The following is a 12,743-nucleotide window of genomic DNA, read 5'->3' on the forward strand; positions in this document are numbered from 1 at the left end:
GCATCCGTCAGTGTCGTGACCGTGCGACGAGCGCGCACACCAGCGCGGCGGCCGCGGCGCACGTTCCGACCACGGCCATCGGCAGTGCCGTGCCTTCGCCCCACAAGCCGACGATGGGGGAGATCGACCCGCCGAGGGCGAACTGCGTCGCGCCCAGCAGCGCCGCCCCGGCGCCGCGGGAGGTCGGCCCGGTGCGTGCGAGGGCCAGCGCACTGGCGTTGGACATGATCAGCCCGGCGCCGCCAGTGATCACGAAGGCGTAGGCGATGAACAGGGCCGCCGAGAGCGCGCCGGTGGCCGCGAGCGCCGTCATCGCCGCGCCGGCGGTAAGGGTCGCGGCGACCCCGATCAGCAGCATCCGCTCGGGTCCCACCCGTGGAGCCACGCGCGCGTTGACGAGGTTCACGCACACGAGGGCGACGCCGCCGGCGGCGAACGACAGCGAGTACAGCAGCGGCGAGAGCCCGAGCACGACCTGACCCACGAAGGGGGAGGCCGCGATGTAGGCCATCATGCCGGTGAACCCGAGGCCGAACACGACCACGTACGCGGTGAACGACGCATCGCGCGCGAGCTGCCCGAACCGCCGGAAGACGGAGAGGACGGTCCCGGTGTGCCGGCTCTCCGGGGGCAGCGACTCGGGCACCACGACGGTTGCCAGCGCCAGCATCAGCACGGCCGCCAGCGCGAGGGCGGCCAGCACGCCCCGCCATCCCGCGATCGGGGCGATGAGGCCGCCGATGGGCGGAGCCACCACGGGCCCGAGCGCACCGACCGTCGCGATGAGGCTCAGGGCGCGCACCGCCGTGGCACCCGTGCTGAGGTCGGCGGCGATCGCCCGGGCGATCACGACGCTCCCCGCTCCCGCGAACCCCTGGAGGAGGCGCAGGCCGATGAGCACCTCGATCGACGGGGTGAAGACCATCGCCACGCTCGTCGCAGCGAACAGCGACACCGCCGTCAGCAGCACGGCGCGGCGCCCCCAGCGGTCCGAGAGCGGGCCCAGGACGAGTTGCCCGGCACCCATGCCCGCCAGGAACGCCGTCAGGGTCAGTTGCACGGAGGGGGCGTCGGTGCGCAGGTCGCCGGTCATGTCGGTGAACGACGCCAGGTACATGTCCGTTGCCAGCGGCCCCACGGCGGAGAGGAAGCCGAGCACCGCCAGCAGGCCGGGGGTGAGCGAGCGGGGGCGCCTCATGTCCTCGCTCCGCTCACTGATTCATCCTGGCATCCGCGAGCGGGTCGGATGGATCCTCCGCGTGCGCGTCAAGCCCCCCGTGCCCGGTGCCGTGACCTCCTTACGCTCGGGGGATGGCGAACACGGAGAAGAGCGCACCCGACGACCGGCACGACGACGTCGTGGCGGAGCAGCAGATCGTCGAGCCGCCGGCGGCTCCGCAGGAGCAGATGGAGTCCGGCGCGGACGGCGCCGGCTCCGGCGACGACTGATCGTCGCAGGAGCGCCACTCACCGCGTGGGGCGTCCGCTGCGACGGAGCATCGCGATCAGGACGACGCCGGTCACCACGTGCATGAGCGCCAGTGTCAGCTTGGTCGCGTCCGTCGCCTCCAGGAAGAGCAGCGGCGGCAGGGACAGCAGCAGCACGGCGACGGCCACCGCGGTCCACACCCGCCGTGGGCGGGGGGTGAATCGCTCCGCCAGTGCGAGGGCGCCCCATGCCGCGAGGGCCAGGGGGAGTGCGCTCGCCACGACCAGGGCGGCTCCGATGCGAAGCGTGCCGGCCGCCGGACTCGTGACCTCGAGACCGCCTCCGCCGGCCCAGGCGATCACCCACACGAGCAGCGCCGCGCACACGGACACGGCCACGGCCAGCGCGCGGTACGCCCTGCGCTGCCCGCGTGACACGGACACATCGACCTCGCTGTTCGTTCCCATCACGTTCCTCCCTGGACATCCGCTGCGTTGGGCACCGACGATACGGCCGAATACTTGAAGCGTCAACCTTTATGCTGGGGTGATGACGAATGAACCGCTGGGCCCCGAACTGAGCGTGCTGCAACGCACCGCGTGGATCCGCTTCGCCATCGTCGCGCACGGCATCCCGGCGGAGCTGAACTCCCGCCTGCTCGCCCAGCAGGGAATCGGTCAGTTCGAGTTCCTCGTCCTGAACCACCTCCACCTCAGCGAGGACCGCTCCATGCCGATGTCGCGCCTGGCCGTCCTGATGGCCTCGTCGCTCTCGCGCCTGTCGCACGTGGTGTCGAGGCTGGAGTCCGACGGGCGGGTGGCGCGGAGTCGCTCGACGCAAGACGGGCGGGTCGCCGTCGCCACCCTCACCGACCGGGGAGAGGAGCTGTTCCGCACCGCTGCACCGGGGTACCTCGCGGCCGCGCACGAGCTGTTCTTCGACCGGCTCGATGATCACGACCTGGCACAGCTCGACCGACTGGTCGCGAAGCTGCTGCCGGGGGTGGATGCCGGCGGTATCCTGGCGCCCCTGGCCCGCGACGTGGGTGGCCGCACGCCGTCCGCCGGCTGACGGATCAGCCGGCGGCGGTGGATGCCTGCCGCGCGCCACCGGCCGGCGCCGTGGCGAGCAATCGTGTGATGTTCTCCTGACGCAGGGTCCACAGGGCCCCGTGGATGGCTGCGCCCGTGATGCTGGCATCACGCTCGGTCTGCGTCTTCGCGATCGTCAGGCTGTCGGTGATGTGGGGGATGGAGCGGGCGAAGAGCACCTCGCGTATTCCTGCCATCAGGTGGTCGCCGGCGAACGCGAGGAATCCTCCGACGACGAGCACCGAGGGATTGAGCAGCGTCACGCAGGAGGTGAGGACATCGCCGAGGTCGCGTCCGGCACGACGGAGCACATGCGCCGTCGTGACGTCGCCGTCGCGGACGAGGGCGAACAGGTCCTGGGCGTTCTCCGCCTGCACCCCCCGCGAGCGGAGCTCGCTGAAGATGGCATCCGAGCTCGCCACGGCGACGAGGCATCCGGTGTTGCCGCAGTTGCACGGAACGTCGGCGTCGGGGCGACGCACCGGGAGGTGGCCGATGTCGCCGGCGAGGCCGTGAGCACCGGAGTAGGCGGATCCCCGGAGGATGAGCCCGAGGCCGATTCCGTTGGAGGCCGTGACGAACATGAGGTCCTCGGCCGACGGATAGTGCGCGGCTTGCTCGCCGATCGCCATCAGGGTGGCGTCATTGTCGATGAGGATGTCGACGGCGAATCGCGCCCGCAGCCACGGCTCGAGCGCGAAGGCGGACCAGTTCGGCATGGGGCTCACGTTGAAGATGAGTCCGGTCGTGGGATCGATCGGGCTCGAGACCCCGACCGTGATGACCGCGACGGGCCCGTACTCGGCCGGCAATTCCCGGATGAGCCGTTCGAGCTCCTCCGCTGCGCGGTCCAGCACGACCTCCGGCCCGTCGCTGAGCCGGATGTCGAATCGCTCGCGAGCCAGGATCCCGCTTCCGAGGTCGGCGACCGCGACCGTGCAGTGTCGGCGCCCGATCTGCATGGCGCCCACCGTGCGCGCCCGGTCGTTGAGGGCGAACCTCGTGGATGGTCGGCCCCCGGTCGATGATCCCTCGCCGACTGCCGCGACGAGTCCGGCTCTGCGCAGAGCGTTGATCCGGTTGAAGACCGTCGAACGCGATGCGCCCGTGAGGCGAGCGATCTCGGCTCGCGTCCGAGGGGTGCGGTCCGCCAGGAGCTTGAGCAGGTCCACTGCGCCGGCATCAAGGCCCACGGCGTCCTGAGGGTGGCTCATGTCGGGAGTTTACGCACCGATCAGTCCGACGAGGCGGCCTTCATGCCGGCAGCGAGCCGCTGCATCCGTTGTGGGTGCCCGATTGCCTCAAATTTCCGCGAAGGGAAGTACTTTTGCTTGTTTACAAGACATAAGCGTGCCAGCATTCACGTGGACGGTCCGTCTGGTGCGGAGGAAGGGCAATCATGAGCGTCGAGGTCGGCATTCAGCTGTACTCCGTGCGCAACGCGATGGCCGTGGATCCCGAGGGGACGCTGGCGCGCCTGGCCGGACTCGGGTTCACCCGCGTGGAAGGCGCCAATCACGAAGCAGACACCGATCCGGGGATCGGGTTCGGGATCTCGGCCGATCGCCTGGCTGCGGTCCTCGAGGCCAACGGGCTCTCGATCGTCGGGAGTCACATCAATCCCCTCGACCTCTCCCAGCTCGGCCCGACGCTCGACTTCCATGCCGGCATCGGCAGTCCGGGCATCGGATGCGACATCGAGTTCTACCCGTATGGCGACATCGACTACGTCAAGCGGCGCGCAGACGCGTTCAATCGCGTGGGGGAGCTGTGCGCCCAGCGCGGGATGGTCTTCTACTACCACAATCACTTCCAGGAGTTCCAGGAATTCGACGGCACACCCGTGTACGAGCTGATCCTGGAGCACACCGATCCTGCGCTCGTGAAGATCGAGATGGACACGTTCTGGGTGTATCGCGGCGGCCACGATCCGCTCGAGTGGATCCACCGGTATGCCGACCGCGTGATCCTCACCCATCAGAAGGACTTCCCTCGTGACTTCTCTGAACCTCTGAACCTCTACGACGGCATCGTCGATCCGCGCGAGAACATCACGCTGGAACGCTTCCTGGAGGTCAAGAACCCGTTGTCCTTCGTGGAGATCGGAACGGGGACCCTCCCCATCCAGGACATCATCACGACGCTGGCCGAGCTGCCATCCTTCCGCTGCATGGTGCTGGAGCAGGACTTCAGCACGAACGAAGATCTCGAATCCGCGCGCATCAGCCGAGACGCGTTCAGCCGTCTGCGCGGCACGGAGCTGGAATCGCGCGCCTGAACGCCGACTGTTTCGGAGGGGAGCTCCCATGAGCGCGACGGTGTTCAGGTGGGGAATTCTCGGCCTGGGAGAGGTCGCCGAACGCTTCGCCGAGCAGTTGCCGCTCAGCGCGTCCGGGCGGCTTGCCGCCGTGGGCAGCCGCGACGGCACCCGCGCCGCGGCGTTCGCTGCACGACACGGATCAGCGCAGACGCGTGCCTACGGGTCGTACGAGGAGCTGATCGCCGATCCCGGGATCGACGCGGTGTACGTCTCCACCGTGCACACCGAGCACGCCGTGTGGAGCGTGCGGGCCGCCGAAGCGGGCAAGCACGTCCTGTGCGAGCAGCCGCTGACCGTCACGTTCGCTGAGGCGATGGCTGTGCACGAGGCTGCCCGGCGAGCGGACGTGGCGCTCGTCGAGGCGTACATGTACCGGTACCACCCCCAGACCGAAGAGGTCCTGCGTCGCGTCGCCGAGGGGGAGATCGGCGACCTGCAGCACATCGAGGCCGGGTATCTCTTCCAGGCGGGCAACCCCGCGGGCCGGCTGTTCGACCCCGAGGTCGCCGGGGGAGCGATCCTCGACGTGGGCGGGTACGCGGCCTCGATGGCACAGGCCGTCGTCTCCGCGACCGGCCGCAAACCCGATCCGGTCACGCTGACCGCTCGGGCGTCCCTGCACCCCTCGGGGGTCGATCAATGGTCGACCGCTTCGCTGACCTTCGCCGACGGCATCACCGCCCACCTGACGAGCGCCATCTCGCTCGAGGACACTCCGCCGCTGCGGATCTGGGGCTCGGAGGGCGTCATCGAGGTTTCCCAGCCCTGGACCGTCCTGCCCGGCGAGCGGCCGACCTTCACGGTGGCGCGCGCCGGTGAGGGGCGACGCGCCGTGGTGTGCGAGCCGGCCGCGGTGTATGCGCGGGAGGCCGACGCGGTCCACACTGCCGCCGAAGCCGGTTTCTCGCCGGATGCGGCGAGCACAGCCATCGCGCTGGCGCAGCTCCTCGCCCGGTGGCGGGCCGCGGCCGGCGTCCGCTACCCGTTCGAACACGACGACGCGTTCATCCCCACTGTCGGCAGGCGGCCCCTCGTCCGCGGAGACCACTCGATGACCTACGGGACGATCCCCGGCGTGGACAAGCCCATTTCGCGTCTCGTCTTCGGCTGCGACAACCAGCGCGACCTCGGGTTCGCGAGCGTCGTGTTCGATGACTTCTTCGAGCGCGGCGGGAACGCGTTCGACACCGCGTATGAGTACGGCGATCGGCTGCAGCAGAAGCTGTTCGGGCAGTGGATGGCCAATCGGGGCGTGCGTGAGGAGGTGTTCGTGATCGGGAAGGGCGCGCACACGCCGTACTGCGATCCGCAGAATCTGGAGTCCCAGCTGCTGGAGACCCTCGAGGACCTGCAGACCGACCACCTCGACCTGTACTTCCTGCACCGCGACAACGAAGAGATCCCCGTCGGGGAGTTCGTGGACGTCCTCGACCGCTACCACCGAGCGGGCGCCATCCGTGCCTTCGGCGGATCGAACTGGAGCCGGGAACGCTTCGACGCCGCCAACGAGTATGCGCGGGCCAACGGAACGCAGGGCTTCACGGCGCTGAGCAATCACTTCGGGCTCGCCGAAGCCCATGCACTGCCGTTCCCCGGGAGTCGGCACGTCACCGACAGTGCGTCCAAGCGGTGGCTCGAGGAGGCTCAGATCCCGCTGTTCGCGTGGGCTTCGGGCGCGCGGGGCTTCTTCAGCCGCGCCGACCCCGCAGACCTGTCCGATCCGATCCTGGTGGAGTGCTACTACAGCGAGCAGAACTTCGAAAGGCTCCGGCGTGTGCGAGAACTCGCGGACAACCTCGGCGTCTCCCCGACTGCCGTCGCCCTCGCCTACGTGCTGAAGCAGAAATTCCCCACGTTCGCCCTCATCGGGCCGCGCACGCTCGCTGAGACGAGAACCTCGACGGCAGCGCTGGACATCGACCTGGACGACGCCACGAGCGCGTGGCTGGACCTGCGCGAGTTGTAGGGGTCGTCTCCGCAACCGGCGGGTGCAGGTCACAGCGTCCGATGGGTGAAGCGCCCTCCGAGCATGGTGGCAGCCACCGGCATCGAGCGCAGCTCGTCGGAGGTGCAATGGAAGGGGTCGCGTTCGACGACGATCAGGTCCGCCGGCTGCCCGACCTGGACGCGTGTGCGTGTGGACGCCGCCAGCGCCGCTTCCACGCTGATCGCCTGTTCCGGATGCCACGGGGGGCGGCCGTCGCGGGAGCGGTCGACCGCGGCGGCGAGAGTCACCCACGGATCCAGCGGAGCCACGGGTGCGTCCGAACCCAGCGCCAGCTCCGCACCGGCATCCAGGAGGGTCTTCAGCGCGAAGGAGCGAGCAGTCTTCCCCGCCCAGTACCGATCGGCCACGTCGCGATCGTCCATGGCGTGCTCGGGCTGCACGCTGGCCACGACGCCGAGCTCCGCGAACCGGCCGACGTCGGACTCGTCGAGGAGCTGGGCGTGCTCGATGCGCCCGCCGATCCCGAGCGCTTCGAAGGCGTCCAGCGCGAGGGTGTTCGCTCTGTCGCCGATCGCATGCACGTCGGGGACGAGCCCCGCTTCCGATGCGCGCCGCATCAACGGGACGAGCCGCTCGGGCGGCACTTCGAGCAGTCCGCGGGAGTTCGCCTGCCCTTCCAGGCCGGGATACTCGTCGTGGCAGAAGGCCGTGCGAGTGTTGAGGGAACCGTCCGTGAGCACCTTGTACCCGCCCACGGTGACCAGGTCGTTGATCGCCATGCCTGTGCGCAGCCCCATCCCGATGGCACGCTCCAGGTCTCGCGTGTAGATGCCGAACTCCACCCGCAGCGATTCGAACCCGTTCGCGGTGCGCCGGACCCAGGGGTCGAGGTTCCAGCGCATCTCCAGGTCGACGACACCGACCACGCCGCGGCGGGCAGCATGCTCGCCCGCAGTGGCCACCCACGCATCGAGCGTCGCCTCGGGCACCGTGCCGATGCGGCGGGTGACCTCGAACGCCGCCTCTTCCTGCAGGAGTCCGGTGGGGTGATCTGCATGCCCGTACCGCTCGAGGGCGGCAGAGTTCAGCCACACGGTGTGGAGGTCGGCGCTGACGAGTACGACAGGGTGGCGACCCGCCGCGTCATCGAGCATGGTCCGGGTGGGAGCATCCGGCCAGAGGCCATCGCGGAACCCGAACCCGGTCAGCGGTACGCCGGCGCGCTGCGGCAGGGCGGAGGCGACGAGCGCGGCTGTCTCGGCGGCGGACCTCGCCCCCGACAGGTCGACCCTTTGCTGCACCATCGCCCACTGCGTGAAATGCACATGGTTGTCCCACATGCCGGGAAGGAGGATGCGGCCGTCGAGTTCGACCTCCTCTGCCGAGCGCTCCAGGCCTGCACCGATCTGCGTGATGGCCCCGTTCTCGACCCGCACGTCGATGACGTCACCGCCGCCCACCCGCGCGTTCCGGAGCACTGTGGTCATGACCTTCCCTCCGCATCGGGCGTGTCTCAGCATTGCCGGACTTATGCCTGAAAGGTAGACAAAGGTCCGGGCGTGTGTCAATCTTCGTGCGTGGCAATCAAGGGTGAGCGCCGGCTCTGTGCTCCTGCGTCGAAGCGGTCGAGCGCAGCGGTATCGCGTCGCCGTGTCCCCTCGGAAGTGCGCGCGGGCGCACGTAACATCCAATGCAGGAGGACGGGCCGCAGCGCTGCACACCCGGCCTGCACCTGACCACCAGGGAAAGGACAGCGACAATGATGCGCACCACGAAGACAGGGTTGTCTCGGGCTTCCGGACTCGGTGCCGCGGTGGCCATCACCGCAGTCACCCTCGCCGGATGCGGTCGCGCCGACGACGGCGCTGGCGCCTCCGGTGCATCGGAGGGGATCAGCGACGGACCGGCGACCGGCACGATAGAACTGTGGGCCGCCGGAGCCGAGGGCGAAGAACTGCCCGAGCTGTTCGACGCCTTCATCGAAGACAATCCGGACGTCGACATCAACATGACGCCGATCCCCGAGGAGGACTTCGTCACGAAGATGACGGCGGCCATCGCCGCCGGCACGGTGCCCGACCTCATCTACGTCTTCGCCGAGCACCAGCCCGCCCTGTTCGCGACCGAGGCCTTCGCGCCGGTGCCCGACGGCCTCGTCGACGAAAGCGCGTTCTTCGAGTCGGTGTGGGAGACCGGTCAGGTGGACGACGTCGCCTACGGCGTTCCGTGGTTCACCTACGCGCGCGTGTTCCAGTACCGCGCCGACCTGGCGGAGGCGGCAGGCGTGGACGCCCCCGAGAACTGGGACGATCTCCGCGCATTCGCCCGAACGCTCAAGGACACCGGCGTCGCCTACCCGCTCGGGTTCTACGTCGTGCCGTTCGACGAGTACACCGCGGCGCAGTTCGATACCTTCGCGCACCAGAACGGCGGGGGGATCATCGACGACGACAACTCGGCCTGGACCATCAACTCCCCGGAGAACGTGGAGGCGCTGGAGTTCTACAGCTCCTTGTTCGCCGACGGGTTCGTGTCGCCGGACGGTCCGACCTCCGTGGACTCCGTGGCCTACCTCACCGAAGGACGCCTCGCCGGCGTGCTCAACGGGCCGTGGCTGCGCGGCTGGATCAAGGATGCCAACGGTCAGGAGTGGCTCGACGCGCACATGGCTGCGCTCGTCCCGCCGGCCGGGCCCGACGGGGAGCGCGCAGCATCCATCGGCGGAGGCAACTGGGCGGTCCCCGAAGACGCCGACAACGCGGACGCCGCCTGGAAGTTCGTGCAGTACGCGTCCGAGCCCGAGGTCCAGCTGACGTGGTTCGGGCTCATGGGCAACCTGCCGACGGTCAAGGTGGCGTGGGATGACCCCGCCATCGCCGACGACGAGGCGCTGGACGAGGTGCGGGCGGCGATGGAGTTCGGCGTCCCCATCCCGGCGGTGCCGACGTGGAATCAGGTGGGCAAGATCCTCGGCGAGCAGATCGAGCGTGTCGTGCGCGGTGGGGCGACGCCGCAGGAGGCGCTGGACACCGCGCAGGCCGAAGCCGAATCGATCGGCGTCGGGCGGTAGTCGTGTCGGCCGTGGCGACCACGACGCCGGAAGAGCGGGCGCCGTCCCCTCCTTCCGGCGGCCGGGGGTCGCCGCACCGTCACAAGCCGCGCTCGAGCGTTCTCCGCAGGTCCCAGACCCGTGCGGCGTGGATCTTCCTCGCGCCGTTCCTGCTCATCACGGCGGTCTTCACCGCGATCCCGGTGGTCGCGGCACTGGGGATGAGCCTCACGGATCTGACCTCGCGCGACATCCGGACGCCGCTGGCGGTGGATTTCGTCGGCCTGGAGAACTTCGTCGACGTCCTGACGGACGTGGCGTTCCAGAGATCGATGCTGAACACGGCGATGTTCGTGCTGCTGAGCGTGCCGCTGAACCTCGTCCTGGGCCTCGCCCTCGCACTGCTGCTGAACCGCGGCATCCGACGCCTGCGGACCTTCTTCCGCGCCGCCGCCTACCTGCCGGTCATCACGAACATCGTGGCCGCCGCCGTCATCTGGCAGTACGCCTTCGCTCCGCGCGGACCGGTCAACGCGGCCCTGGAGAATCTCGGCACGGGCGGGCTGAACTGGCTGGGCGAACCCCCGTCGGCGGTCGCGGCCATCGTCATGCTGGGCGTGTGGCGCAACGTCGGCACGTGCATGGTGCTGTTCCTCGCCGGGCTCCAGTCGATCCCGGAGTCGGTGTACGAGGCGGCCGCCGTCGACGGTGCGACTGCACCCCGCAGGTTCTGGTCGATTACCCTCCCGCTCCTGCAGCCGACCACGCTGCTGGTGACGGTGCTCATGACGGTGTCGTTCCTGAGCATCTTCGAAGAGCCCTACCTCCTCACCGCGGGTGGCCCGCTGGGCTCTACGCGCTCCATCGCGCTGTGGGTCTACGAGCAGTTCGGCTTCGGCAACACCGCCGCGTCGATGGCGGGATCGTTCATCCTGATCGCCTTCGTGTCGGTGGTGGCGGTCGTGCAGTTCCGATTCCTGAGGGGGAAGGATTGAACAAGACCTCCCGCCTCGCCACCACCGTCATGTACGCGGCGACGATTCTCGTCGTCGCGGCGCTCCTGCTGCCGTTCGTGTGGGTGGTCTTCGGCTCGTTCAAGACCCAGGCCGAGTTCATGTCCGACCCCGGCGCGTGGTTCCCCCGCGGATTCCCCGTCGACAACTACGTCGACCTGTTCGTGGAGGAAGGCTTCGGGCGCTACTTCCTCAACAGCGCCATCGTGTCGGCGGTGGCAGTCTCGGCGAACGTGCTGCTCAGCTCGATGGCCGGCTACGCCCTGGCCAAGCTCGACTTCCGTGGGAAGAACCTGATCTTCTCCATCGTGATCTTCGCGTGGATCGTGCCCTACGTGGCGATCTTCGTTCCGCAGTTCCTCATCATCGTGCAGCTGGGGCTCGTGGACACGCTCGCGGGGATCATCGCGCCGATCCTCGTGTCGCCGCTGTCGGTGTTCATCATGCGGCAGTTCGCCTACTCGCTGCCCAACGATCTCCTGGAGGCCGCGCGAGTGGATGGTGCGGGGGAGGGGCGCCTGTTCTTCCAGATCTTCCTTCCGCTGTCGGGGCCCGCCGTCGCCACCATCGCGATCCTGTCGTTCCTGGGCTCGTGGAACTCCTTCCTCTGGCCGCTGATCGTCGCGCAGAGTCAGGGCACCTTCACCCTGCCGGTCGCGCTGGCCGTGGCATCCCAGGCGTCGAACACCACCGAGTTCGGCCTCCTGCTCGCCGGCGCCGTGGTCGTGCTGCTGCCGGTGCTGATCCTGTTCCTCTTCCTGCAGCGGTACTTCATCCAGGGTGTCGCGACGGCCGGTTTGAAATAGGAACGCGCCGTGGCCGAGCCGGTGAGGCTCGGCCCCCGCGCGCGTGGGGGGGCCGCCCGGCGGCGCGCGGCCGGGGGCGGCGGTCAGGCCGTGACCAGTCGGTCGGTCTCCCGGGACTGCGGCAGAGCCACCGGAGACTCGACGGGGAGGTTCGCGTCGCGCACCTCCTTGTACTGGGGCAGGTCGGTGTAGAGCTCGTCGCGCAGCGGGTTCTTGTGCAGCTTGACGATCGTGTGCAGCTGGTAGGCCGCCACGGCGACGTTGGCCGCCAGCGACAGGGCCGACACCACGAACAGCGCGGTCGGGTTGTGGGAGGACTGCACGGCGAACGGCGACGACGTCACGAACGTCGGAACCGCCATCGTGAACATCATCCACAGGGCCAGCGTGTGGGCGCGGTGCTGCAGCCACGCACCCTTCTTGATGAAGAAGGCGGGGATGGTGCAGGAGATGAGCAGGGCCGCACCGGCGTAGAAGGAGTGGTCACCGACGCAGTTGTAGACGTAGGCGAAGTTCCACAGGTCGTAGGCGATGATCCAGAACCACATCATGTCGGGCCAGATCATGTCCTTGGACTTGTCGCTCGACACGATGATGCCGGCCCAGCCGCAGATGGTGATCAGGTTGAGGATCCCGGCGATGGCGTTCATGTAGTTCCAGGGGCCGCCGACCATGAAGACGCCGTCGTGCATGCCCTGCAGGCCGGCCACCTCGAAGTCGCGGATGACGGCCTCACCGATGTTGATCGCGAGGATCAACGGCGGGAACAGCAGCATCCACCGGTTCGCGGCCAGACGCGGGATGTAGCGGATGAGCATGAAGCCCAGGCACCCGATGAGGGCGGAGTACACCTTCACCCAGTGGAACCAGGTGCCGGTCGATGACCCCTCTCCGGCCGTCGTCGGCCACACGAAGATCGTCAGGACGAGGGGCAGCACGACGAAGAAGCCGATACCGGCCCACTTCCAGCGGCGCGTCACCTCGTTGAGCGCAATGAGGGCGACCAGGACGACGCCGAACATCGCCCAGGAATACCAGGGAATCGATTCGTACAAGAACATGTTTCGGACCTCCGGTTCCGCGGCCC

Annotated in this window: 12 protein-coding genes; 7 read left to right on the forward strand and 5 right to left on the reverse strand. The window is 68.8% G+C overall.

From position 1 onward, the window contains the following. Positions 1-7 precede the first annotated feature (7 nt). The gene (locus tag E4V99_RS10030; protein ID WP_135117119.1) at positions 8-1,198 is read right to left on the reverse strand and encodes a multidrug effflux MFS transporter; all 1,191 of its coding nucleotides are present in this window, start codon (positions 1,196-1,198) and stop codon (positions 8-10) included. A 113-nt stretch (positions 1,199-1,311) separates the two neighbouring features. Between E4V99_RS10030 and E4V99_RS18455 the strand changes: the two genes are divergently transcribed. Further along, entirely contained in the window at positions 1,312-1,449 is a 138-nt protein-coding gene (locus E4V99_RS18455; protein WP_167747804.1) for a hypothetical protein, read from the forward strand. An 18-nt stretch (positions 1,450-1,467) separates the two neighbouring features. On the opposite strand, the gene E4V99_RS10035 is transcribed toward E4V99_RS18455, so the two are convergent. Next, on the reverse strand, positions 1,468-1,896 hold the full coding sequence (locus E4V99_RS10035) for a DUF6069 family protein (protein ID WP_135117120.1): 429 nt from the start codon (positions 1,894-1,896) through the stop codon (positions 1,468-1,470). An 82-nt stretch (positions 1,897-1,978) separates the two neighbouring features. Between E4V99_RS10035 and E4V99_RS10040 the strand changes: the two genes are divergently transcribed. After that, complete coding sequence (locus tag E4V99_RS10040) at positions 1,979-2,500, forward strand: MarR family transcriptional regulator (protein ID WP_135117121.1); 522 nt, start codon at positions 1,979-1,981, stop codon at positions 2,498-2,500. A 4-nt stretch (positions 2,501-2,504) separates the two neighbouring features. Here E4V99_RS10040 and E4V99_RS10045 read toward each other — a convergent pair whose 3' ends face one another. After that, positions 2,505-3,734, reverse strand: coding sequence for an ROK family transcriptional regulator (locus E4V99_RS10045; RefSeq protein ID WP_135068699.1), 1,230 nt, complete (start codon positions 3,732-3,734; stop codon positions 2,505-2,507). A 185-nt stretch (positions 3,735-3,919) separates the two neighbouring features. Between E4V99_RS10045 and E4V99_RS10050 the strand changes: the two genes are divergently transcribed. Both E4V99_RS10050 and E4V99_RS10055 read left to right on the forward strand, forming a co-directional pair. Further along, entirely contained in the window at positions 3,920-4,798 is an 879-nt protein-coding gene (locus E4V99_RS10050; protein ID WP_135117122.1) for a sugar phosphate isomerase/epimerase, read from the forward strand. Positions 4,799-4,826: 28 nt separating this feature from the next. Continuing rightward, on the forward strand, positions 4,827-6,806 hold the full coding sequence (locus E4V99_RS10055) for an aldo/keto reductase (RefSeq protein ID WP_135117123.1): 1,980 nt from the start codon (positions 4,827-4,829) through the stop codon (positions 6,804-6,806). Positions 6,807-6,835: 29 nt separating this feature from the next. Here the strand turns inward: E4V99_RS10055 and E4V99_RS10060 are convergent, their stop codons facing one another. Then, on the reverse strand, positions 6,836-8,275 hold the full coding sequence (locus tag E4V99_RS10060) for an amidohydrolase (RefSeq protein WP_135117124.1): 1,440 nt from the start codon (positions 8,273-8,275) through the stop codon (positions 6,836-6,838). 326 nt (positions 8,276-8,601) lie between these two features. Between E4V99_RS10060 and E4V99_RS10065 the strand changes: the two genes are divergently transcribed. The 3 genes from E4V99_RS10065 to E4V99_RS10075 are packed head-to-tail and all read left to right on the forward strand — an operon-like array spanning position 8,602 to position 11,656. Beyond that, positions 8,602-9,858 (forward strand): extracellular solute-binding protein, encoded by a 1,257-nt coding sequence (locus E4V99_RS10065; protein WP_167758110.1) that lies wholly within the window; start codon positions 8,602-8,604, stop codon positions 9,856-9,858. Between the two features lie 11 nt (positions 9,859-9,869). Next, positions 9,870-10,832, forward strand: a complete 963-nt coding sequence (locus E4V99_RS10070; protein ID WP_135068689.1) for a sugar ABC transporter permease — start codon at positions 9,870-9,872, stop codon at positions 10,830-10,832. Continuing rightward, complete coding sequence (locus E4V99_RS10075) at positions 10,829-11,656, forward strand: carbohydrate ABC transporter permease (protein ID WP_240742709.1); 828 nt, start codon at positions 10,829-10,831, stop codon at positions 11,654-11,656. The genes E4V99_RS10070 and E4V99_RS10075 overlap by 4 nt, the downstream gene beginning before the upstream one ends. A gap of 83 nt (positions 11,657-11,739) precedes the next feature. Here E4V99_RS10075 and E4V99_RS10080 read toward each other — a convergent pair whose 3' ends face one another. Then, entirely contained in the window at positions 11,740-12,717 is a 978-nt protein-coding gene (locus tag E4V99_RS10080) for a DUF5692 family protein (protein WP_135117126.1), read from the reverse strand. Positions 12,718-12,743: the final 26 nt, after the last annotated feature.

Source organism: Microbacterium sp. dk485 (assembly GCF_004570445.1).
Taxonomy (GTDB): Bacteria; Actinomycetota; Actinomycetes; order Actinomycetales; family Microbacteriaceae; genus Microbacterium; species Microbacterium wangchenii.